Consider the following 21,586-nt stretch of genomic DNA (forward strand, 5'->3'; position numbering starts at 1 on the left):
CAACGACACACAGACCACAAAGTCACCGGCATTGGGCCTAGGACTGGCGGGGCCGTACGGCCAGGCCTTGCGGCCGGGAGTCACGGCCGGGAGTTACGGTCAGGCCTTACGGCAGGGACTGGCGACAGGCGGTCCGCAGCACCTCGAACCCGACCTGGATGAACCGTCCGAGCACGATCGATCGTCTGCATCCGCACCCCCCTGAGCAGGGGCGTTGCGCTCGGTGTGGGCTCGGTTGCGGCGAGTCGGTACGGTCGGGGGTATGACCACAGCCATGATCACCGGCGCGACCGCCGGCATCGGAGCCGCGTTCGCCCGCCGGCTCGCCCGTAGCGGCTACCAGCTCGTCCTGGTGGCGCGGGACACCGAGCGCCTGGAGCGCGCCGCCGCCGACCTGCACGGCACGTACGGCGTCGAGGCGGAGGTGCTGACCGCCGACCTCGCGACCGACGCGGGCATCGGCGCCGTCGAGGCCCGGCTCGCCGACTCCGCCCGCCCGGTGGACCTTCTGATCAACAACGCCGGCTTCGGCAACAAGGGCGCGTTCGGGGCCGTCCCGCTGCAGGACGAGCTGGACATGCTGAAGGTGCACATCGAGGCGATCCTGCGGCTGACCACGGCGGCGCTGCCCGGCATGCGTGAGCGCCGGCGGGGCGCGATCGTCAACGTTGCCTCGGTGGCGGCCTTCCTGCCGCGCGGCACGTACGGGGCGAGCAAGGCCTGGGTGGTCAGCTTCACCCAGGGCGTGCTGCGTGACCTGGGCGGCACGGGCGTGCGGATGATGGCGCTGTGCCCGGGCTTCACCCGGACGGAGTTCCACGAGCGGGCCGGCATGGGCACCGGCAACATCCCGTCCTGGTCCTGGCTCTCCGCCGAGCGGGTGGTGGACGAGGCGATGCGCGACCTGGCCCGCGGCCGGTCGTTGTCCGTGCCGGGCAAGCGGTACAAGGTCGCGGTGGCGATCGCCCGGGTGCTGCCGTCCGGCGGGCTCGGCGGCCTCTCCTCGAAGGCGGCGCGCACCTACCGCACCGACTGACGGCCGCAGCTGTCCGAGGAGTCGGTCGGTCGGGGCGAGCGGGGCGGTCGGGCGGGGCGGTCGGCTGCCAAGACTGCCAGAGCGGTCGGGCGGGGAATAGAGCGAATCTCACTATTAGCTTGTCTAACTATGAGCTATCCTCCCTATATTGATCCCCGTCCGACCCGCCGACCCAGGGAGGCCCGCCCTTGAGGCCAGCCACCATCCGATGGACCCCGCCCGAGCGCGCCGAGGGCGAGCCCCGCCCGCCGGCCCAGTGGCGGCGCATCCTCGCGCTCTTCCGCCCGTACCGAGGTCGCCTGACCACCGTCGGGCTGCTGGTCGCCGCATCCGCCGTGGTCTCGGTGGTCTCGCCGTTCCTGCTGAAGGCCGTCCTGGACACCGCCATCCCGCAGGGCCGCACCGGGCTGCTCAGCCTGCTCGCGCTCGGGATGATCCTCACCGCCGTGGTGAACAGCATCTTCAACGTCCTGCAGACGCTGATCTCCACCACCGTCGGCCAGCGCGTCATGCACGACCTGCGCACCGCCGTCTACGGGCACCTGCAGCGGCAGTCGCTGGCCTTCTTCACCCGCACCCGCACCGGCGAGGTGCAGTCCCGGATCGCCAACGACATCGGCGGCATGCAGTCCACGGTGACCTCCACCGCGACCAGTCTGGTCTCCAACCTCACCGCGGTGGTCGCCTCCGTCGTGGCCATGGTCGCCCTCGACTGGCGGCTCACCGTCGTCTCCCTGGTCCTGCTCCCGCTGTTCGTCTGGATCAGCCGCCGGGTCGGCCAGGAACGCAAGAAGATCACCACCGAGCGGCAGAAGCAACTGGCCGCGATGAGCTCGGCGGTCCAGGAGTCGCTCTCGGTCAGCGGCATCCTGCTCGGCCGCACGATGGGCCGCTCCGACTCGCTCGCCCGCGAGTTCACCGGGCAGTCCGACCAGCTCGCCGACCTGGAGGTCCGGGCCAGCATGGCCGGGCGCTGGCGGATGAACACCATCCAGATCGTGATGGCCGCGATGCCCGCGCTGATCTACTGGGCGGCCGGGCTGACCTCCGCCGCCGGCGCGCCGATCGTCTCGGTCGGCACCCTGATCGCCTTCGTCACCCTCCAGCAGGGCCTCTTCCGCCCCACCGTGAGCCTGCTGTCCACCGGCGTGGACGTACAGACCTCGCTCGCGCTCTTCCAGCGCATCTTCGAGTACCTCGACCTGCCGGTGGAGATCGCCGAACCGGCCGACCCGGTCACGCTGCCCGAGCTCCGCGGCGAGGTCCGCTTCGAGCACGTCGACTTCCGCTACGACCCCGCGCAGGAGCGCCCGACCCTCGCCGGCCTCGACCTCAAGGTCCCCGCCGGGAGTTCACTGGCCGTGGTCGGCGAGACCGGCTCCGGCAAGACCACCCTCAGCTACCTCGTCCCGCGGCTGTACGACGTCACCGGCGGCCGGGTCACCCTGGACGGCGTCGACGTGCGCGAACTCTCCTTCGACACCCTGGCCCGCGCGGTCGGCGTCGTCTCCCAGGAGACCTACCTCTTCCACGCCTCCGTCGCCGAGAACCTGCGCTTCGCCAAGCCCGACGCCACCGACGCCGAACTGGTCGAGGCCGCCCGGGCCGCACAGGTCCACGACACCATCGCCGCCCTGCCCGACGGCTACGACACCCTGGTCGGCGAGCGCGGCTACCGCTTCTCCGGCGGCGAGAAGCAGCGCCTCGCGCTCGCCCGGACGATCCTGCGCAACCCGCCGGTGCTCATCCTCGACGAGGCCACCAGCGCGCTCGACAACCGGACCGAGCGCGCCGTCCAGCAGGCCGTCGACACCCTGGCCGCCGGCCGCACCACCATCACCATCGCGCACCGGCTCTCCACCGTCCGCGCCGCCGACCAGATCGCCGTCCTGGACCACGGCCAGGTGGTCGAACTCGGCACCCACGACCAGCTGGTGGAGCTGGATGGCCGGTACGCGGCCCTGCTGCGCCGGGAAGCGCCGGAGGCGGCCGCCCTGCCGGAACCCGTCCTCGGTCACGCCTGAACCCGCCAGTCGGACCCGGGGGTTGGGCCTGCCCGTTCGGACCCGCAAGTCGGACCCGCAAGTCGGACCCGCAAGTCGGACCCGAAGTCGTAGCCGGGAGTCGGGCCCGGGGGTTGGGTCCGGGAGTCGGACCCGCCGCTCGGAGCCTTGGGGGCGAACCCGTCGGCGGTCAGGCGGCCTTCGGTACCTCGTTGTAGCTCTCTGCGACCTCCTGGCCGGAGAGCCGCTGGATCGCCGCCATCACCTCGTCGGTCACCTGCCGACGGGCCTTCAGCGAGCGGGCCTGCCCGTGCAGCTCGTCGAAGTGCAGCGGCTCGCCGAAGCGGACCGTCACCTTCTTGAGCCGCGGCACGCGCTTGCCCACCGGCAGGATCTCCTCCGGCCCCTCCAGCGCCACCGGCACCACCGGCACGCCCGCGGTCAGCGCGAGCCAGGCGACGCCCGTCTTGCCCCGGTAGAGGCGGCCGTCCAGCGAGCGGGTGCCCTCGGGGTAGATGCCGAAGGCCTTGCCGTCCTCCAGGATCTCCAGCGCCGACTCCAGTGAGGCCTGAGCGGAACGGTAGGTGCCGCGCTCGACCGGCACCGCGCCGATCGCCTCGAAGAAGCCCTTGGAGAGCTTGCCCTTGAGTCCGGGCGCGGTCCAGTACTCGGCCTTGGCGAGGAAGTGCACCCGGCGCGGGGCGGTCAGCGGGATCACCACGCTGTCGATGAACGACAGGTGGTTGCTGGCCAGGATCACCCCGCCCTTGCGCGGCACGTTCTCGGCACCCTCGATGACCGGCCGCCAGATACCCCGCGAGACGGGTTTCAGCACCAGCCTGGTGGCGAGATCGAGCATGTTCCCTCCCTGGACGAACGACCGCCCGGGAGGTCCCGGGCCTGCATCAGATCCGCAGACTACGACACCCACCCCCGCGCCCGTCCACTCCCGGCCGCCGTGGCGAACACCACGGCCGGGTAGGGTACGGCCGTCCGTACCGAGCACGACCCCGCAGTACCCAGGAGGGCACGATGGAGACCACCGAGGCGATCAAGGCCTTTTTCGACCGCTTCGACCAGGATGGCGACGGCAAGATCACTCCGGCCGAGTACGCCCTGGCCGCGAACGAGATGGGCGACCACGACGTCACCATCTCGATGGCCGAGGCGCTGATCCACAGCATGGACACCAACCACGACGGCGTCCTGACCTTCGAGGAGTTCCTGGCTGCCCGCCGGCGCTGAGCCCGCGCCGACGGGGCCGGTCGCCGTACCGGCGGCGCCGGCCCCGTCAGGAGGTCCCGTCCGGAGGCTCGTCCGGAGGCTTCGTCCGGAGACTCCACCGCTTGTGCTCCGGGCCCAACCGCCCCCGCGCTCCGGGGTCCTGGTCCTACCGCTTGTCCACCGGGAACACCCGGCGCACCACCCGTTCCGCCGCCCCGCCGTCGTCCCAGACGCAGAACTTCGCGCGGAACCGCGCCCGCGCCCCCGGCGCCGGATCGCCCGCCAGCAGCGCCCACGTCAGCTCGTCCGCGGTCTCCGTGACCGCGCCCGGCGGCTCCGCGAACAGGTCGAAGTAGACGCCGCGCTCCCGCTGGTACTCCTCCCAGTCCGGGGCGAAGATCACCACCGGCCGGTCCAGCACCGCATAGTCGAACATCATCGACGAGTAGTCCGTCACCAGCACGTCCGCCGCGAGGTAGAGGTCCTCGACGACCGGGTGCGCCGAGACGTCCACGATCTCCGCCGCTTTCCCCTCGGCCGTCAGGTCGCCCGGCCCGCCGGTGTGGAAGTAGTGCGTGCGCACCAGCAGCGTGAAGTCCGGGCCCAACCGCCGGGCCAGCTCGGCCACGTCCAGCAGCGGCAGGTAGCCGCCCTTGCCGCCGCGGTGGGTCGGCGCGTACAGCACGGCCCGGGTGCCCGGCCGCAGCCCCAGCCGCTCGCGCACCGCGCGCACCTCGTCCGGGTCGGCGTCGGTCAGCCGGTCGTTGCGCGGGTAGCCGGTGTCCAGCATCTCGTACCGGCCGGGGAAGGCGCGGGCGAAGTGCTCGCTGGTGTGCGGGTTGGGGGAGACCAGGAAGTCCCAGCGGTCGATGGCCTCCTGGAGCAGGTCGAAGTCCATCCCCTCCGCTGCGGAGGGGCGGTCGCGCAGGTCCATGCCCATGGCCTTGAGCGGGGTGCCGTGCTGGGTCTGCACGTGCACCGAGCCCGGCCGCTTGACCATCGTGCGCGGGAAGTTGACGTTGTTGACGAAGTACTTGGCGGTCGCCATCACCTTGAGGTAGGCGGGGGTGTTGACGATCACGTACGGCACCCCGGGCGGCAGCGTGGCGGCCTGCCGGCGGTTCTGCACCACCCACACGCCCCGGATCCGCGGCGCGAGCTCCTTCGCCTTCTCGTAGATCGCCGCCGGACTGCACGCGTAACCCCGGTGCCAGTACGCGGCGTAGACCGCCAGGTTCTCGTCCAGCGGCAGCCGGCGGAAGGCGTTGTACGCGGTGAACCGGGCGCCGCTGCGCACCCCCTTCTTCACCGCGGGCGCCATCGCCCGCGCCCCGCGCTTGAGTTCGCGCGGCAGCCGGCCGGTGCGGCGCAGCTCGGCGTACGCGATCCGGGCGCCGCGCGAGGCCAGCCGGTACTGCACGCCGCGCACCCCGCCGGGGAAGCGGTAGCCCGTCGGGCGGTGGCGGTCGAAGTGCCGGGCGATCCGCTGGAAGAACGTTTTGCGCAGGTCGACGGGGACCAGCCCGGGGGTGTCGTAGACGTTGAGCGCCTGGCGGACGGTCCGGTCGAAGACCAGGGTGCGCAGCGAGTCCGGGACGGTTGGGCCGGGGCGGTCCGCGCGGTCCAGGAAGGCGAAGATCGCGTCGTACTGGGCGAAGACGTCGGCGTGCTTGGGGGAGGCGGTGGCGGTGATCGCGCCGTCCCGGCCGCGCCGGTAGTTGTAGCAGGGGCGGTCGAGGTAGCGCAGCCGCTCGGCGGCCAGCAGCGCGGGGTAGGTGACCGAGATGTCCTCGTAGTAGCCGCGGCCGAAGGAGACGCCGAGGCCGTCCAGGAACTCGCGCCGGAACACCTTGTTCCACACCGACATCACGGTCTGGAACAGCGCCGGGTGCTCGGCCAGGGTGCAGCCCTCGACCAGCGGGGAGCCGGTCAGCACGTGGCGCCAGGGGTTGGACTCCGTCCCGCCGTCCGGGTAGACGTGGGTGAAGTCGGTGATCAGCACGTCGGCCGGGGTCTCGCGGCGGCGCTCCTGCGTCAGCTCGTCGAGGATCACGCTGACGGTCCGCTCGGGCACCCAGTCGTCGCTGTCCAGGAACCAGACGTACTCGCCGCGCGCGTGCGGCAGGGCGGCGGTGCGGGCCCCGCCGAGGCCCTGGTTCTCGGTGAGGTGCAGCACCCGCAGCCGGGGGTCGCGGGCCGCGTAGGCGTCCAGGATCGCGCCGGAGCCGTCGGGGGAGAGGTCGTCGACCGCGATGACCTCGAAGCGGGACTCCAGGGCGGGGGTGTCGCCGAGGATCGAATCGAGGCAGCGCGGCAGGTACCGCTCCACGCCGTGGACCGGGAGCACGATGCTGAGGAGGAGGGACACGGTGGCCGAGTCTACCGATCCACCGGGCGCGACCTGCGTGGACGTCCGGTGCGGAGGTCCTGCCGGGGATCCGCGGGTTTTGCCGGTGGCAGCTGGTGGCAGCCGTGGCGGCCGGTCGGTGGGATCCGCGGGGGGTGACCCGGAACCGCCGGTGCCGGGCCCCTCACGGGGCGGCACCGGCAGTCAGGTGGCGGCCCGGCCGACCCTCTACGGCCGACCGCCGGTCCGGGCACCGCGCGAGCCTGGCCACCGCAGCGTCGAGGCGGCCGGGCAGTGGCTCGCGGGAGCCGGAGTTCTTCATCACTCGAACACGCACCTGGGTGCGGTGCGGGCACCGGCGCGTGCATCAGATATTGCTTGGAGGTTCGGCGGGAGTCAATCCCTCGAATGTGTTCACTTCATGAATTCGGGCGGAGTCGGGAGCGGGTGGGAGCTGGCGGGCGGCGGAGACGGGCGGAGGCGGGTAGTGGCGGGCGGTGGCGGACGACGGTGGGCAACGGTGAGTGATGACCCCGAAGATCACTTTGTCGATCTGGCGGCTGTCCCCTATATGCGGTGTCCACATGTGGAGTCCCCGCGGGTGTGCGCGGGCGCCCCACCCGGTGCCGAGTCGCGTCCCGCCACAGCGCCCCCGTGCGCCGGGCGCGTACCGCGCACACGGGCGCCGGGCCCGCACCTCCTGGCCCTGCTGACGGATGGCCGGTCGTGCACCATCATTGATGCCTAGTCGTGATCGGCCGGGTGGCCCCTGGTGCACCGTCAGTTGACGCCACACGATACGGTGGCACAACACCAAGGACGGTTGCGCGAAGGCCGTCTGTCACGGATAGTCTTCGCCTCACGGCCCTGGCGCCTCGTAGGGGTGGGAAAACTGATGGAACACATGCAAGTGCGGACTCGGCCCCGTGTGCCGGCGATCCAGTGCGGTGTCGGCACGACCGGCCGCCGGATCGAACGGCACCTGGCCGTGCTCGGCGCGCCCGCGCTCCCGGCGGTGGACACCGCCGAGGCGCTCGGGTTGATAAGGGAGCTGACGCCGCGCGGCGGCGAAGCCCCGGCGACCCGTCGTCGCCACACCAGGATCTCGCTGCTGACACCGCTGCGTCGGCTGCGGCGGAGCCTCTTCGGCGGGCGCGGCTAGGGGTTCGTCCCCGGTCGGCGTCAGTCGTTGTCCCGTCCTGGTCGGGAGCAGGCCCGGTGGACCATCCGGTCCGCCGGGTCATTGGCGTATCCGGGCAGCTGCCGTCGGGGAGCCGGGCGGGCGGCCGCTGTCCCGAGCCGGGCGGGGGCTGTCCCGAGCCGGGCGGGGCTGGTCGAGGCCCGGGCTGTGGTCTGAACCTTTCACCCTATGCGAGTTTGCCTCCCTGGCAAGCCGAGTCGGCGAGGCAGTACGCCGAGCCCCCTGACCTGGGTCAGGATGGCGCCATGGCGGACAACAAGAACTCCACCCCGGCCGGTCTGTTCCAGACCACCACCTTCGAGATCACCACGGGCAGCCGCGAGGTCGCCCTCGACATCACCGACCGCTGCGCCGCGTTCCTCGACGAGCGGGCCGCCGGGCGCGACGGCCTGCTCAACGTCTTCGTCCCGCATGCCACCGCCGGGATCGCCGTCCTGGAAACCGGCTCCGGCAGCGACTACGACTTCCTCGCCACCCTGCGCGCACTGCTCCCGGCCGACGACCGCTGGAGCCACCGGCACGGCAGCCCCGGCCACGGCCGGGACCACGTGGTGCCCGGACTGGTCGCCCCGCACGCCACCCTGCCCGTGCTCGGCGGCCAACTCGCGCTCGGCGTCTGGCAGTCGGTGGTGCTGGTCGACACCAACGGGGACAATCCGCGCCGTACCGTCCGGCTGTCCTTCCTGGGCTGACTCCCGTCGGGCCGGCCGGCCCCCCATCAGGCCGATTGCCATGTCCGGTGGCTACCGGCCGACGTGCGCGGCCACGGCCGTGAGGTAGCGCTCGATCGCCAGGTGCTGGCAGAGCAGCGCGACCGGGCGGCCGAGGCGCGCGTACCAGGCGGAGAGCCGGGAGAACGCGGTGACCTCGAACCACACCTCGCCGTCGGCGTCCATGGACACCAGGAAGGCCTCCTCGCCGCACTCCGGGTGCCCGGGGAGCGTCCCGTACGCGAACCCGACCCGGTCCGGCTCGTCCACGGTCCACACCACCCGGCAGGGGATCACCAGACGCGGCCACCGACTCCCCGGCAGGCTCAGCCGCAGCAGGACCGTGTCCCCGTCGCGGGCCGGCCCGCCGGGGTGGACCGCGAAGCCGGTGCCCAACTGGGTGCCCCAGCCGAGGACGTACCGCCCGGCCCGCTGCAGTACCTCCGGCCCGTGCCCGAGGTGCACCCGCCGCCGCAGGTGTGCGTAGCCGTCCGGCAGCCGCCCGCCCCGGGTGGCCCCCACCTCGGCGTACGACGGGGCGGTGGCGCGGGCGGCGAGCAGGCGCTGGTGGAGATCGGTAGCCATGCCGGTCACGGTAGCCGTCGGCCAGGCCCGCCCGGTCGGCGGGCCGACGGCTACCGACTGCCGGCGGACGGGCCATGGCGGACGGGCGGGCTGCGAACGGGCTGCGGCGGACGGCGTTCGGCGAACAGCTTTCAGTCAACAGATATCAGCGAACGTTTTCTGAAATCTGTTCGCTGTCATCTGTCTGCTGTCATCTGTTCCCTCAACGCCGTGCCCCTCCGCCGTCCGCTTCGGTCAGTCGTCCAGCGAGATCGCGTTCTTGGCCCGCTCCACCGATTCCTCGGCGGCCGGTCCGCCCGGGTTCTCCGTCGCCAGAGCCTGATTGAGTTCGACGAACGGGCGCAGCCGCTCCTCGTACGAGGCGAGGGCGGTGCGGTGGTCGCCGGCGGATCGGGCGAGTGCGCCGGCGAGGACGTGGGCGCCGACCAGGGCGAGGCTGGTGCCCTGGCCCGACAGTGGGGAGGCACAGTAGCCCGCGTCCCCGAGCAGGGCGATCCGGCCGTGCGACCAGCGGTCCATCCGGATCTGCGTCATCGTGTCGCAGTAGAGGTCGGGCGCCTCGGCCAGCGCCTTCAGCAGCCTCGGGGTCTCCCAGCGCAGCGCCGACATCCGCTCGGCGACGACCGCCCGCTGCGCCTCCGGACTGCGCCGGCCCTCCGGAAACGGCTCACCGGCGAAGCCGAAGGTGATCCGCAGCTCGGTGTTGTCGCGTACCGGGTAGACGCCGTACCCGGCCTCGCCGTCGCGCAGCCACAGCTGCCAGTCCTCCAGGTCGAGGAAGTTGTCCGCGCTGAAGATCGCCAGGTGCATCCCGAGGTGGCGGGCGAAGCGCTCCTCGGGCCCGAAGGCCAGTCGGCGCACGGCCGAGTGCAGTCCGTCGGCGCCCACGACCAGGTCGTACCGGCGCGGCTCGCCGTGCTCGAAGGAGACCCGGACGCCTTCCTCGTCCTGGTCGAGCGCGGTCACGCTGTCCCCGAACACGAACCGGCTTGCCCCTTCCTCGGTGGCACGCTCGTGCAGGATCCGGACGAGGTCGTCTCGCAGCAGCTCGAGGTCGTCGTTGTCGAGCCGCCCGCTGCTGATCGTGTGCTCGGTGGAGCGGTGGACCTCGCGGCCGTCGCCGTCCAGGACGGACATGCCCCGCATCCGGGTGCGCCGGGCGCGGACCTGTTCCAGCACGCCCAGTCGTTCGACCACCTCCAGCGCGACACCCCGGATGTCCACGGCCTGCCCGCCGCCGCGCGGCCCGGGAGCGCGCTCCACCACCGTGGGGGCGAAGCCCCGGCGGCTCAGCAGTGCGGCGAGCGCGGTACCGGCGATGCCACTGCCGGAGATGAGCACGGTCTTCATTGGTCGCTCCTCGCTGTCCGTCCGCGCGCGGTGTCGCGCGTCGGCTCGTACGCTGTACGCGGGTTGAATGTACGGCGTACGCGTAGGCCTTCCAAGTGCTGTTCCACCGCCTCTGATCTAGTGCAGCGAGCCGATCCGTAGCGGCGCTCCTGGTAGCGTCTGAACTAGTACAGTTCGGGCCGTCGCGGAATGAGATCCGCGTCACACGAGAGAGTGGGCCGCATGACCGCCGGATCCGAGTCCACCCCGCCGTACCGGCGCATCGCCGACGAGATCGCGGGGCGGATCGCCGACGGCGCGCTCGCGCCGGGCGAGCAGGTGCCGTCGACGCGGCGGATCGCCCGTGAGTGGCACGTCGCGCTGGCCACGGCCACCAAGGTGCTGACCACACTGCGGCTGGAGGGGCTGGTCGAGACCCGGCCCAGGGTGGGCACCGTGGTGGCCGCCACCGCTGCGCCCGGGCCTGCTGCGCCCGGGCCTGCTGCGCCCGGGCCTGCTGCGCCCGGGCCCGCTGCTCCCGTGCCCGGTGCGTCCAGGCCCGCTGCTCCCGTGCCCGCCGGACCCGTTGCCGCCGCGCCCGCGTCGATGTCCGCCGCACCGTCGGCCTCGGGGCCGTCCGTCGAGCTGACCACGGAGCGGATCGTCCGGGCCGCGATGGAGATCGCCGACCGTGAAGGGCTCGCGGCGCTCTCCATGCGCAGCATCGCGGCCCGGCTCGGCGTCGCCGTGATGTCCCCCTACCGCTACGTCCCGAGCAAGGACGACCTGGTGCTGCTGATGGCGGACGCGGCGTTCGGAGATGAGTCGTACCCGGCAGAACCACCGGCGGCGTGGCGGGCGCGGCTCGAGATCGGCGCGCACACACTGTGGCGGATCTACCGGCGCCACCCATGGCTCGCCCAGGTCGGCGCGCTCACCCGCCCGCTGATGCTGCCCGCCCTGCTGGACCACGCCGAATGGGCGCTCACCGCGCTCGACGGTCACGGGCTCGACGCCACGACCATGCTCGACCTGCACGTCCTGCTCTACAGCTACGTCCAGGGGATCGCCGTCCACCTGGAACGGGAGGCCCAGGCCGAGGCCACCACCGGCCTCACCGAGGACCAGTGGATGGACCATCAGGGTCCGGCCCTGACCGCGATCGTCACCGGCGAACGCCATCCCGTGTTCGCGCGTACGACCGGCAGCCTCGGCAACGGCTACGACCTCGACCTGGACGCGTTGTTCGCCTTCGGGCTGAAGCCGCTGCTGGACGGCGTCGCCGCCATGATCGAGTCGGTCGGGAGCGGGAGCGGGAGCGGGAGCGGGAGCGGGAGCGGGAGCGGGAGCGGGAGCGGGAGGGGGAGTGGGAGCGGTAAGGGAATCCGGTCGCGGGAGCGGCAGGGAAGCGAGGCCGGGATCGGGGCCGTCTTGCGGCGGGGCGGAGTGGCGGAGTAGGAAGGCGGCATGAGCGACAGCGTGACGGACGAGTCCACGGCGGTCTGCGAGCTCGCCCCCGAGGGCGGTGCCGAGGCGGCGCTGCGGCACGACCCGGCGGCGACCGGGCCGTGCGCCGACTGTGTGCTGTGCGGCGAGCCGACCGAGCTGCCCGCCGATCAGCCGGGCAGCACGCTCTGCCCGGTGTGTGCCTGGCAGCAGGCGCAGCGGATCGCCTGCTCGGGCTGATGCCGGTCCCCGGTTGAGTCGGCGGCGTTACGCGTCCTCCCGCCCGGCCAGGGCCAGGGTCGAGCCGCGCCGCCCCTTGCGGACCATCAGCTGGGCCGGGATGCGGCTGCGCAGGTCGGCGACGTGGCTGACGATTCCGACCGCCCGGTCCCGTTCGCGCAGGCCGTCAAGGACGTCCATCACCTCCTCCAGGGACTGCACGTCGAGGGTGCCGAAGCCCTCGTCGATGAACAGGGTGTCCAGCGGCATGCCGCCCGCCTCGTCGGTGACCACGTCGGCCAGGCCCAGGGCGAGGGAGAGCGAGGCGAAGAAGCTCTCGCCGCCGGAGAGGGTCGCGGTGTCCCGCTCGGTGCCCGTCCAGGCATCCACCACCCGCAGGGCCAGGCCCGAGCGCCTGGTGCCGTTGCCCCGGTCGTCGCTGTGCACCAGGGTGTAGCGGCCGCCGGACATCCGGACCAACCGGTCGCTGGCGGCCGCCGCGACCTGCTCCAGCCGGGCCGCCAGGACGTACGACTCCAGGCGCATCCGCAGCCGGTTCTCGGCGGAGGTGCCGGCGGCCAGGGTGGCGAGCCGGTTGATCCGCCCGTACCGGTCCAGCGCCGGAGCCAGTTCGGCGGCGAGCCCGGCCAGCTGCCGTCCGATCGTGGCCAGTGCCTCGCACCGCTCGCGGGCCGCCGCCTGAGCGGCGTGTGCCTCTCCGAGCCGGTCGGTGGCGGTGCGGAGGGCGGCTGCGGCGGCGGGCAGGTCGACCGGGGGACGGGCCGCGGCCTCGGCCAGCTCCGGGAGGTCGAGCTCACGCCGGACGGCGGCGGTCTCCGCGCGGTGCCGCTCCAGCCGGGCTTCCAGCCGCTCGCGCTCCTCGCGCGGCAGCAGCACTGCCAGTGCCGCCTCGGCGTCCGGGAAGCCCGCCACGGCGGCGGCCTTGCCCAGCTCGCCCTCGGCCTCGTCGAGCCGGGCGGCCGCCTCCGCACTGGTCCGGGCCGCCGCCGCCGCGGTGGCGACCTGTTCGGTGAGCCGGGTCAGGGCCGCGGCCCGGTCGGCGACCGAGGCCGCCTCACCCCGGGCAGCTGTCACCCGGGCGGTCAGCGCCTCCCGCTCGGTGTCGAGCTTCAGCAGCCGGTCGGTGAGGACGGCGGCGCGTTCCTTGGCCTCGTGCAGCTCGTCGCCACGGCGGGTGCGGTCCCGGGACAGCCGGGCGATCTCCTGCTCGACGCGGCCGAGCGCCTCCGCCGTGTGCCGGGCCTCGCGGTGTTCGCGCTCCAACGCGGCGAGGGCCCGCGCGAGCGCGTCCGCACCGTCCGGTCCGGCCGCCCCGGCGGCGGCGGCCTCGCGCACCCGCAGGGCGGTCAGTGTCTGGTCGGCCGCCGTCCACGCCTGTTCGGCGTCGGCCTGGGCGCGGCGGGCCCGCTCCTCGTCCTGGGCGCCGACCCGGCTGCCGGGCGCCGCTTCGGCGGGTGCCGGGTGATCGGGCGAGCCGCAGACCCGGCAGGCCTCGCCCGAGCGGAGCTGTTCGGCCAGTTCGGCGGCCATGCCCGTCAGGCGCCGGTCCCGCAGGTCCAGGCTGTGCTCGCGGGCGTCCAGTGCGGCGGTGCGCAGCTCGGCGACCCGCGGTTCGGCCGCCGCGATCTCGGTGCGCAGGCCGTCGCGCTCCCGGGCCGCGTCCAGGCGGGCGGCCGACTCGGCGCGCTGCCCGTCCAGTTGCTCGACCCTGGCGGTTGCCGCCCGGGCCGCGGAGTGTTCCTCCTCCAGCCGGTTCAGTTCGCCCTCGAACTCGGCCAGCCAGTCCTCGGCCTCCTCCGCCAGTGCCTCGGCGGCACTTCGCTCCGCCGTCAAGGAGCGCTGTTCGCGGGCGAGTTCGGCGCAGTGCCGCTCCTCCGCCCGGGCCGCCTCCAGCCGGACCACCTCGGCCCGCAGCCGCAGCTCGGCCTCGGCCAGCTCGGCGGCGCCGGCCCCGTCGAGCGGCCGGCCGCCCTCGCCGGTGGCGGCGGCCAGCGTCTCGCGGTGCCGGCGCTCCGCCGCCTGGGCGCGCCGGAGCGCCTCGGCCGCGCTCTCCCGCAGCCGCAGCGCGGACTCCACCCCGACGGCCTCCTGAGCGGCGGCCAGCCGCTGCCGGTCCCGCGCCGCGTCCGGCTCGAACCCGGCCAGCCGCTCGGCCCGGTCCAGCGCCTCCCGGTGTCGGCGCTGCCGCCCGGCCAGCTCCTCGGCGGCCTCTCGGTGCCGCTGGGCCGCGCGCTGCGCCTCCCCGGCGCCCGCGAGCGCCGACTCCGCGATGGCGAGTTGCTCGGCCGCGCCGCCGCGCAGGATCGCCGCCCAGCCGAGCACCCCGGAGGTCGGCCCGGCGTCACCGTCCTCGGCCGGGGCCCAGCCCTCGACGGGCTCGGCGCCGGGACCGGCCGCCTGCTCGGCCTTGCTGGCGAGGTCGCGCAGCCGGCGCCGGCCGGCCTGGACCTCGGCCTCCTGGGCGCGCCGCTGCTCGGCCAGCCAGTCCTCGACGAACCGGTACCGCTCGGTGTCGAACAGCCGCCGCAGCAGCTTGCCCCGCTCCTCCGAATCGGCCTTGAGGAAGCGGGCGAAGTCGCCCTGCGGCAGCAGCACCACCTGGCAGAACTGCTCCCGGTTCATGCCGATCAGCCGGAGGATCTCCTCCCCGACCTCCTGGTGCGACTTGCTGAGCCCCCGCCAGCCCGCCGTGCCGTCGCCCGTGTCGGCGACCCACTCGCGCAGCAGGGTCTGCGCCCGCTCGACGGTGGTGCCGGTGCCGACCTTCTTCGGCCGGCGCTGCTCCGGCAGGCGGGTGATCTGCAGCCGCCGCCCGCCGAGGGTCAGCTCCAGCCGGACCTCGGTCAGCCGCTTGGGGTCGGCGTGGTCGCTGCGCAGCCGGTTGGCTCGGCGGGTGCCCGGCGTCTCGCCGTACAGGGCGAAGCAGACCGCGTCCAGCACGCTGCTCTTGCCCGCGCCCGTCGCGCCGCGCAGCAGGAACAGCCCGCCGGCGGCGAGTGCGTCGAAGTCCACCGTCTCGGAGCCCGCGAACGGGCCGAAGGCGGTGACGGTGAGCCGGTGCAGCCTCATCGGGGCAGGTCCGCCTTCCGGTCGGTGGTCTCCCGGACGCGCTCGAAGCCCTCGCGCAGCCAGCCGAGCTCGTCCGGCGCCGGCTCGGCTCCGGGACGGACGTGCCGCAGGAAGCCCTCGGCGATCTCCAGGTCGCCCCGGCCGCTCACCCGTGCCGCGTACGAGGACGAGGACTCGGCCTCGGTCTCCTCGGGGTCGAAGAGCAGTTGCAGGGTGTGCGGGAAGCGGCGGCGCAGCTTCTCCATCGGCTCGCTCGGCCGGGCCGCGTCGGTGAGCGTGGCCTGCACCCAGGACTGCTCGTGCTCGGCGTACTCCTCGTCGGTGAGCAGCGCCTCCAGGCTGTCGCGAAGGGTGGCGAGGCGGCGCGGCTCGGGGCAGGGGACGCGCTCGGCGGTCACCGAGCCGTCGGCCGCGAGGTCGACCAGCCACATGCTCTTGCGCTGCTTCGCCTCGGAGAAGGAGTAGGCGAGCGGGGAGCCGCTGTAGCGCAGGTGCGGGGCGAGCGTCTGGCAGCCGTGCAGGTGGCCGAGCGCGACGTAGTGCACCCCGTCGAACACCGAGGCGGGCACCGCGGCGACGCCGCCGACCGCGATGTCCCGCTCGCTGTCGCTCGGTGCGCCGCCGGTGACGAAGGCGTGCGCCAGCACCACCGCCCGGGTCCCGGCCGGGCGCGCTGCCAGATCGGCCCGCACCTCGTCCATCGCGGCCCCGAGCACCGCCGCGTGCCCGCCCCTCGCCAGGCCGAACCGCTCGCGCACCAGCGTCGGCTCCAGGTACGGCAGCCCGTACACGGCCACCGGCCCGTGCTCGTCCGCCAGCAGCACGGGAGTGGCGCACTGGCCGGGATCCGTCCGCAGGTGGATCCCGGCCCTCCCGATCAGTCCCGCGCCGACCCCCAGCCGGCGGGCCGAGTCGTGGTTGCCGCTGATGAACACCGTCGGCACGCCCAGATCCGCCAGCCGGTGCAGCACGTCGTCGAACATCGAGACCGCTTCCAGCCCCGGCAGTGCCCGGTCGTACACGTCCCCCGCGACCAGCACGGCGTCCACACCCTCGGCCCGGACCACATCCACCAGGTGGTCCAGGAAGGCCCGCTGGGCGTCATGCAGGCTCTCCCGGTGGAACGAACGCCCGAGATGCCAGTCGGAGGTATGCAGCAGTCGCATGGTCCCCGACCCTAACCCGCACCACTGACAATCCCACCCGGATCCGTGGAGGCATGCGTCTCACGGGTACCGGGGGTCGGTCGGGGTGCTTTCGCCCCATCGGATCGTCGGTCAAGTCGACACGATCTCTCTCGCCTCTCCCGCGCCCCTTCCTTTCGAGGCGCGCTGTTCGATTACTCGGAGTGGATTGTCAGTGGCTCTGTGTATGTTCCTCGACGTCGGCAGCTCCGCCGTTCGGGGTGGCCGGCGCTGTCGGGTGTCGGGTGATCGAGGAACGGATCGAGGAACAGGAGGAGCCATGGCTGCTGTGCGGGAGCTGGTGCGCGAGGTGGCGGGTGTCGCGGGGCGGCGCCGGCGGGTGCTGGTGCTGGCCGGGTCGAAGCAGGGGGGTGCCGGTGGGGCGCCGGGCGGTGGGTCCGGTGGGGCGGTGCCGCCCGGGGGCGGACGGCCGCCGGGCGGGCGTGCGGGAGGAGGTGGTGCGCGGGCGCGGCGGAGCGAACGGGCCCGGGGTGCGCCGCCGCAGCCGGTCGCGGTGGCCCTGGCCGTCGAGGCCGGGGACTTCGCCGGGCTCGCGCGGTACGGGCTGTTCGGCGGACTCGGCCACCAGGACTACCTGCGGCGGGCCGAGGAGCAGCTGACGGCCCTGTACCGGCAGGGCCTGGAGGTGCACCTGCGGGTCCTGGACGCGAACGACTTCGAGGACTACTGCGAGGTGCTCGGCCTCGATCCGCGGATGCCCGCGGCCCGGGTCGCCTACGCGGGCGATCCCGAGCTGGCCGGGGAGCCGTTCGTCTACGCCGGGGAGCGGCTGGCCGAGCTGCTGCCGGTGCTGATGGACGACCACCGGGCGCGGGTGCGGATGTCCGTGGCCTGCGCGGCCCTGTTGGACGCCGTCGGCGACGACCAGGCCGGGCAGCGCCGGATGGCTGCGGTGATGCGGTACGTGACGTCGGTGTACCTGGCGCTGGCCGAGGGCGCCGGGGAGGGCTGTCACCTGCTGACGCTGCGCTGCCACGGACCCGAGGACGGTGAGGAGCTCACCTCGGCGGTGGACGTCTGCGTGGAGCAGGGGCGGCTGTACCCCGCCGGGCGGGACACCGAGGCGTTCTGCGTCACGCTCGCGGCGGGTGTGGCCTCCGGAGGTGAGGGGGCGCTGCTGCTGCACGGCGATCCGTCGCTGAGCGGCCGGGCGGACCCGCCGCCCGGTGGCTCGGGGGGTCCCCCCGGCGGCGACGGCCCGGCCCGGCCGCCGGTGCGCGGTTGGGCGCTGGCCGGCGGGCGGCTGCGACCGATGACCGCGCATGAGGTGTTCGACGAGCTCGCCGACGACGCCGCCCGCGGGCTGCCGTTCCCGCCGGGCGTGGACCCGCGGCCCGGGTTCCCGTTGCCCGGGTTCCCGTCGCTCGGCGTCCCGGCGCCGGGCTTCCCGCCGCCCGGGTTCCCCGGCCCCCGGGGCGGGGGTGGGCCGCTGGGGTGATCAGGGCGGTCACCGCCTCCGCATCCACCATGCGGCGCTGGGGACTGTTCATCGACCGCCTGTTCGGGGAAGATTCGGAGAAGATCAACAGCAGGAGCGCGAGGTACCCCACGCCGCCGCTCCGGCCGCTCCGCTCCGTACCGCGCCCTGCAGGTCCCTTCCGCGCACCGCCGGTCCGGCGAGCCCGACAGCGAGAGGGGGACGCATGAGCGCGCGGAGCGAGCTCGGTGCCGGGGGGTGCGCGCAGGCGGACACCACGGCCGAGGTCTCCACCGGTTCGTTCGCCGATGTCTCCGCTGGGCCGTGCGGTGCCCCGGCCGAGCGCCGCGAGGCGAGAGCATGAGCCCGATCGAGTACAGCGCGGAGATCGCCGAGCTGCTCGGCAAGGTGCGGCGTCGCCCCACGGCGGGCTGGCCGTGGCGGCCGGGCGAGCAGGTGCCGGACGGGCTGCCGGTCAAGCAGTCCTGGGGGTGGCTGTTCGCCCCGGACGGGCGGGTGCTGACTCTGGTGAACCCCAGGGACGGGATCTGCTCGCTGCCCGGCGGCTCGCTGGAGCCGGAGGACGCCGGGGACCCGGCGGCCGCCCTGGCCCGGGAGGCCGCCGAGGAGGCGCAGGCGGTGATCGGTCGGCCGTACTACCTCGGCTACCTCTACGACCGGGTCGGCTCGGCGAACGGCGGGCACGAGTGCGCGCGGGTCCGGATGGCGGCGGCGCTGCGGGCGGTCGGGCCGAGCGCGGCCGACCCGGCCTCGGGCCGGCACTACCGGCGGCTGCTGGTCGCGCCCGGGCTCGCCGTCGAGCTGCTGGGCTGGGGCGAGCCCGGGCTGCGCCAGGCGCGGGCGGCGGTTGCCACCGCCGTCCGCCGGCTCGGCGTGCCCGCAGCCGCGAACGAGACGATCGAGGAGCTGCCCGTCGGGGGCTGCACGGTCTCCCCGGGTGCCGCGTACCCGGGCGGCGGCCACCCGGGTGGGCGGGGCTGACCCGGTTCGGGAGTCGACCCGCCCGTCCCGGGCCTGAGCGACGCTCATTGTCTTGACGTTCAGTGTCCCGGGGCTTGGTGTCTCGGGGCTTGGTGTCTCGAGGCTCGGTGTCTCGACATCGAGCGCGTCGACATCGAGCGCGTCGACGCTCGGCGCTTCGGCGTCCGGTCCTGAAGGTGGTTCACACCGGCACCCGCCCGCGCCGGGTCGCACCCGCCCCGGTCCCCTCGCGCCCGCTGCCGCGCCCTTGCCCCCCGGCCGCTGACCCGCGTCGAAATTGACTCAACGATGGTCGGACGTCGACTCCAGGCTTACCCCGCGCTGAACATCCACAAGTTGCCGGTCTACGCGCGCAGTGCTACGCGCGTCAAAAAGCACCCGGGCTGACCAGCGTGAACTCACGTGCTGTGGGCGGCAGTTCACCTCTCTGCTATCAGACGGTCCGTCAATATCTTTGGCATGAGCGCTTCCGGGTTCGGCTACCGCCTGGTATCACTTCTGTGACCCACGCCACGCCCCCACGCCCCCACCCCCCCACCCTGGAGGTGTCATGATCCACCCCCGCCCCGCCCGTGCCCTGTCCATCGCCGCGATAGCGGCAGGCCTCGCCATGACGACGCTCTTCGCTGCCTCGTCCGCCAACGCGGCCGGTGCCAACTACGTGGCCCTCGGCGACTCGTACTCCGCCGGTGTCGGCGCCGGCAGCTACCTGAGCGACAGTGGCAGCTGCAAGCGCAGCACCAACGCGTACGCGTACCTGTGGAAGAACGCGCACTCGCCGTCCTCCTTCAAGTTCGTCGCCTGTTCGGGCGCGAGGACCGGGGACATCCTGAACAACCAGATCTCCGCCCTGGACTCCGGCACCACGCTGGTCAGCATCTCGGTCGGCGGCAATGACGCCGGCTTCGCCGACACCATGCAGACTTGTGTCCTGGGCTCCGACAGCGCCTGCCTCAGCGCCGTCAGCACGGCGAAGAACTACGCCCTCAACACCCTGCCCGCCCAGCTGGACCAGGTGTACTCCGCCATCAAGTCCAAGTCGCCGAACGCCCACGTCGTGGTGATGGGCTACCCGCACATGTACAAGGTGGGCGGTGACTGCGTCTTCGGCATCGGCGACACCAAGCGTGCCGCCATCAACAGTGCCGCCGACACCCTGGACGGCGTCCTCGCCAAGCGCGCCGCCAACGCCGGCTTCAACTTCGGCGACGTCCGCAGCATCTTCACCGAGCACGAGATCTGCGGCAGCCTGACCACCTGGCTGAACAGCACCACCCTGCCGATCGACGAGAGCTACCACCCGAAGGCCTCCGGCCAGGCCGGTGGCTACCTGCCGGTCTTCTCGCAGTCCTGACGGACCCGGTCGGATTCCGACACCGCCGCGGCCGTCGCACCACGGCTGCCGCCGCCCCCTCCCGAGGCACGGGGAGGGGACGGCGGCAACGCCGTTTCAGCTACCGGTAGGGGCAGCCCCGGTCGAGACGGCTCCGGTCGGGACGGCTCCGGTCGGGGCGGTCCCGACCGGAGCGGGTCAGGCCCCCGGCCCGGTCGGCGAAGGCCCGGTCGGCGGGAAGGGGATGCCGGACAGGACCGGCAACAACTCCGCCTCCTCGTGCTCGAGGTGCGCCTCCAGCTGGGCCGACATCCGGTCCAGTTCGGTGCGGAGCCGCTCCGGCTCGGTGACCTCGATCCCGGCCAGCAGCGCCACCAGTTCGTCCTTGATCCGCCCGATCGCCCGGTGCTGCTCGTCGAGCCGTGCGAGCACGTCGGCCAGCTCCGGGTGGCTGCGCGCGAGCGCGGGGAAGATCGCGGCGTCCTCGCCGGTGTGGTGATGGGTCAGCCCGTCGCAGAACGCCAGGCAGTGCTGCCGTAGCTGCAGCCCGAGCCCGGCCGGGCGGCCGGGGACGTGCGTGTGCGCCTCCTCCCGGACGTGGCGCAGCTGTGCGCGCAGCCAGGTGTGCGCCTCCAGCAGCTTGTCGGCGAGGGTGCGTACCACCGGCTCCTCGCCGCCGGGTCCGGCCCCGGGCCGCTCCCGTTCCAGTACGACGACCGGCAACTCGCGTTCGGTGTGCGCCTGGTAGTCGCCGTACCCCGGCGCCTTCCGGACGACGGCCGCGAACAGCCGTTCCCGGCGGGCGCCTTCGGCGGGTACGGCGATCACGTCGAAGGTGTCGGTGCCGAGCTCGACCCGGGCCACCGGGTGGACCAGCAGGTTGCGGTACCACTGTGGGTGTTCCGGCGCCCCGGCGGCCGAGGCGACGACCAGCAGCAGCCCCTCCGCCCGGACGTACCCGAGCGGCACGGTGTGCGGCCGCCCGGACCGGGCGCCGGTGGTGGTCAGCAACAGCAGGTCGCCGCCCTCGAACGGGCCGCCGACCCGCCCGCCGTTGGCGCGGAACTCCTTGATGACATTCAGTTGGAAAGACATAGGCATGTGTGTGTGGTGGGGTCTCCGGAGAAAGGGGAGTCGCGGCCACACGCGGTGACAGTCAGGGGTGGCGCATCGCGCACGCGGACACCGCGGGTGACCGCGTGGCGTCAGATCAGGGAAGCGGAGAGAGTGCTCATCGCGCGTCGTCCCTTCGGAAGGGTGCTCGCTCGGCCACCGGCCGGCCCACTGCTCTGTGGCCGGCGCCGCGCTGCACGCCCCCATTAGATCCGCGCCGCGGTCGCACTGTCAACGAGCGGGATCACCCACCACCGGGGGCGGCGAAGCACCGCGCGGTACGGCGACGCGCCGCCGCTCCCCCTGGAGGCGGCGGCGCGTCGGGT

17 protein-coding genes are annotated in these 21,586 nt (G+C 73.5%); 10 read left to right on the forward strand and 7 right to left on the reverse strand.

Going from position 1 to position 21,586, the window contains the following annotated elements; translation table 11 throughout:
• The first annotated feature begins 262 nt into the window (after positions 1-262).
• The gene (locus ACZ51D_RS13035; RefSeq protein ID WP_465619681.1) at positions 263-1,036 is read left to right on the forward strand and encodes an SDR family NAD(P)-dependent oxidoreductase; all 774 of its coding nucleotides are present in this window, start codon (positions 263-265) and stop codon (positions 1,034-1,036) included.
• Between the two features lie 188 nt (positions 1,037-1,224).
• On the forward strand, positions 1,225-3,060 hold the full coding sequence (locus tag ACZ51D_RS13040) for an ABC transporter ATP-binding protein (protein ID WP_465619683.1): 1,836 nt from the start codon (positions 1,225-1,227) through the stop codon (positions 3,058-3,060).
• Between the two features lie 169 nt (positions 3,061-3,229).
• Here the strand turns inward: ACZ51D_RS13040 and ACZ51D_RS13045 are convergent, their stop codons facing one another.
• On the reverse strand, positions 3,230-3,898 hold the full coding sequence (locus ACZ51D_RS13045) for a lysophospholipid acyltransferase family protein (protein WP_360490092.1): 669 nt from the start codon (positions 3,896-3,898) through the stop codon (positions 3,230-3,232).
• Between the two features lie 173 nt (positions 3,899-4,071).
• On the opposite strand from ACZ51D_RS13045, the gene ACZ51D_RS13050 reads away from it, so the two are divergent.
• A complete protein-coding gene (locus ACZ51D_RS13050) occupies positions 4,072-4,284 on the forward strand; it encodes an EF-hand domain-containing protein (RefSeq protein WP_360490091.1) in 213 nt (70 codons plus the stop codon).
• Positions 4,285-4,429: 145 nt separating this feature from the next.
• On the opposite strand, the gene ACZ51D_RS13055 is transcribed toward ACZ51D_RS13050, so the two are convergent.
• Positions 4,430-6,631 (reverse strand): bifunctional glycosyltransferase/CDP-glycerol:glycerophosphate glycerophosphotransferase, encoded by a 2,202-nt coding sequence (locus ACZ51D_RS13055; RefSeq protein ID WP_465619686.1) that lies wholly within the window; start codon positions 6,629-6,631, stop codon positions 4,430-4,432.
• Positions 6,632-7,505: 874 nt separating this feature from the next.
• Here ACZ51D_RS13055 and ACZ51D_RS13060 point away from each other — a divergent pair.
• Both ACZ51D_RS13060 and ACZ51D_RS13065 read left to right on the forward strand, forming a co-directional pair.
• A complete protein-coding gene (locus ACZ51D_RS13060; protein ID WP_360490087.1) occupies positions 7,506-7,772 on the forward strand; it encodes a hypothetical protein in 267 nt (88 codons plus the stop codon).
• A 284-nt stretch (positions 7,773-8,056) separates the two neighbouring features.
• A complete protein-coding gene (locus ACZ51D_RS13065; RefSeq protein WP_465619688.1) occupies positions 8,057-8,503 on the forward strand; it encodes a YjbQ family protein in 447 nt (148 codons plus the stop codon).
• Positions 8,504-8,554: 51 nt separating this feature from the next.
• Here the strand turns inward: ACZ51D_RS13065 and ACZ51D_RS13070 are convergent, their stop codons facing one another.
• Positions 8,555-9,106 carry a DUF1990 family protein gene (locus tag ACZ51D_RS13070; protein WP_360490083.1) on the reverse strand — a complete coding sequence of 184 codons (552 nt, stop codon included), beginning with the start codon at positions 9,104-9,106 and terminating at the stop codon, positions 8,555-8,557.
• Positions 9,107-9,340: 234 nt separating this feature from the next.
• Positions 9,341-10,456, reverse strand: a complete 1,116-nt coding sequence (locus ACZ51D_RS13075; protein ID WP_465662261.1) for an FAD-dependent monooxygenase — start codon at positions 10,454-10,456, stop codon at positions 9,341-9,343.
• 222 nt (positions 10,457-10,678) lie between these two features.
• Here ACZ51D_RS13075 and ACZ51D_RS13080 point away from each other — a divergent pair, with 222 nt between their 5' ends.
• Both ACZ51D_RS13080 and ACZ51D_RS13085 read left to right on the forward strand, forming a co-directional pair.
• Positions 10,679-11,893, forward strand: coding sequence for a TetR/AcrR family transcriptional regulator C-terminal domain-containing protein (locus ACZ51D_RS13080; protein WP_465662263.1), 1,215 nt, complete (start codon positions 10,679-10,681; stop codon positions 11,891-11,893).
• Between the two features lie 9 nt (positions 11,894-11,902).
• Positions 11,903-12,121 carry a hypothetical protein gene (locus ACZ51D_RS13085; RefSeq protein ID WP_465662265.1) on the forward strand — a complete coding sequence of 73 codons (219 nt, stop codon included), beginning with the start codon at positions 11,903-11,905 and terminating at the stop codon, positions 12,119-12,121.
• 27 nt (positions 12,122-12,148) lie between these two features.
• On the opposite strand, the gene ACZ51D_RS13090 is transcribed toward ACZ51D_RS13085, so the two are convergent.
• Positions 12,149-15,190: an AAA family ATPase gene (locus ACZ51D_RS13090; RefSeq protein ID WP_465662267.1), complete on the reverse strand. Its 3,042-nt coding sequence runs from the start codon at positions 15,188-15,190 to the stop codon at positions 12,149-12,151.
• On the reverse strand, positions 15,187-16,356 hold the full coding sequence (locus tag ACZ51D_RS13095) for an exonuclease SbcCD subunit D (RefSeq protein ID WP_465619700.1): 1,170 nt from the start codon (positions 16,354-16,356) through the stop codon (positions 15,187-15,189). Before ACZ51D_RS13095 ends, ACZ51D_RS13090 begins: the two co-directional genes overlap by 4 nt.
• Positions 16,357-16,654: 298 nt before the next feature.
• On the opposite strand from ACZ51D_RS13095, the gene ACZ51D_RS13100 reads away from it, so the two are divergent.
• The 3 genes from ACZ51D_RS13100 to ACZ51D_RS13110 all read left to right on the forward strand — a co-directional run bounded on the left by ACZ51D_RS13100 (position 16,655) and on the right by ACZ51D_RS13110 (position 20,168).
• The gene (locus tag ACZ51D_RS13100; protein WP_465662268.1) at positions 16,655-17,833 is read left to right on the forward strand and encodes a hypothetical protein; all 1,179 of its coding nucleotides are present in this window, start codon (positions 16,655-16,657) and stop codon (positions 17,831-17,833) included.
• Positions 17,834-18,172: 339 nt separating this feature from the next.
• Entirely contained in the window at positions 18,173-18,814 is a 642-nt protein-coding gene (locus ACZ51D_RS13105; protein WP_465662270.1) for a hypothetical protein, read from the forward strand.
• Positions 18,815-19,364: 550 nt separating this feature from the next.
• Entirely contained in the window at positions 19,365-20,168 is an 804-nt protein-coding gene (locus ACZ51D_RS13110; RefSeq protein WP_465619706.1) for an SGNH/GDSL hydrolase family protein, read from the forward strand.
• A gap of 177 nt (positions 20,169-20,345) precedes the next feature.
• Here ACZ51D_RS13110 and ACZ51D_RS13115 read toward each other — a convergent pair whose 3' ends face one another.
• Positions 20,346-21,248: a nitroreductase/quinone reductase family protein gene (locus ACZ51D_RS13115; protein ID WP_465662272.1), complete on the reverse strand. Its 903-nt coding sequence runs from the start codon at positions 21,246-21,248 to the stop codon at positions 20,346-20,348.
• Positions 21,249-21,586 lie beyond the last annotated feature (338 nt).

This window comes from Kitasatospora sp. NPDC033851, from assembly GCF_055576085.1.

Coding starts and splice junctions, on each gene's coding strand:
- ACZ51D_RS13035 (WP_465619681.1), top strand. CDS start 263: ATGACCACAGCCATGATCACCGGCGCGACCGCCGGCATCGGAGCCGCG.
- ACZ51D_RS13045 (WP_360490092.1), bottom strand. CDS start 3,898: ATGCTCGATCTCGCCACCAGGCTGGTGCTGAAACCCGTCTCGCGGGGT.
- ACZ51D_RS13050 (WP_360490091.1), top strand. CDS start 4,072: ATGGAGACCACCGAGGCGATCAAGGCCTTTTTCGACCGCTTCGACCAG.
- ACZ51D_RS13060 (WP_360490087.1), top strand. CDS start 7,506: ATGGAACACATGCAAGTGCGGACTCGGCCCCGTGTGCCGGCGATCCAG.
- ACZ51D_RS13065 (WP_465619688.1), top strand. CDS start 8,057: ATGGCGGACAACAAGAACTCCACCCCGGCCGGTCTGTTCCAGACCACC.
- ACZ51D_RS13070 (WP_360490083.1), bottom strand. CDS start 9,106: ATGGCTACCGATCTCCACCAGCGCCTGCTCGCCGCCCGCGCCACCGCC.
- ACZ51D_RS13075 (WP_465662261.1), bottom strand. CDS start 10,456: ATGAAGACCGTGCTCATCTCCGGCAGTGGCATCGCCGGTACCGCGCTC.
- ACZ51D_RS13080 (WP_465662263.1), top strand. CDS start 10,679: ATGACCGCCGGATCCGAGTCCACCCCGCCGTACCGGCGCATCGCCGAC.
- ACZ51D_RS13085 (WP_465662265.1), top strand. CDS start 11,903: ATGAGCGACAGCGTGACGGACGAGTCCACGGCGGTCTGCGAGCTCGCC.
- ACZ51D_RS13090 (WP_465662267.1), bottom strand. CDS start 15,190: ATGAGGCTGCACCGGCTCACCGTCACCGCCTTCGGCCCGTTCGCGGGC.
- ACZ51D_RS13095 (WP_465619700.1), bottom strand. CDS start 16,356: ATGCGACTGCTGCATACCTCCGACTGGCATCTCGGGCGTTCGTTCCAC.
- ACZ51D_RS13100 (WP_465662268.1), top strand. CDS start 16,655: ATGGCTGCTGTGCGGGAGCTGGTGCGCGAGGTGGCGGGTGTCGCGGGG.
- ACZ51D_RS13105 (WP_465662270.1), top strand. CDS start 18,173: ATGAGCCCGATCGAGTACAGCGCGGAGATCGCCGAGCTGCTCGGCAAG.
- ACZ51D_RS13110 (WP_465619706.1), top strand. CDS start 19,365: ATGATCCACCCCCGCCCCGCCCGTGCCCTGTCCATCGCCGCGATAGCG.
- ACZ51D_RS13115 (WP_465662272.1), bottom strand. CDS start 21,248: ATGCCTATGTCTTTCCAACTGAATGTCATCAAGGAGTTCCGCGCCAAC.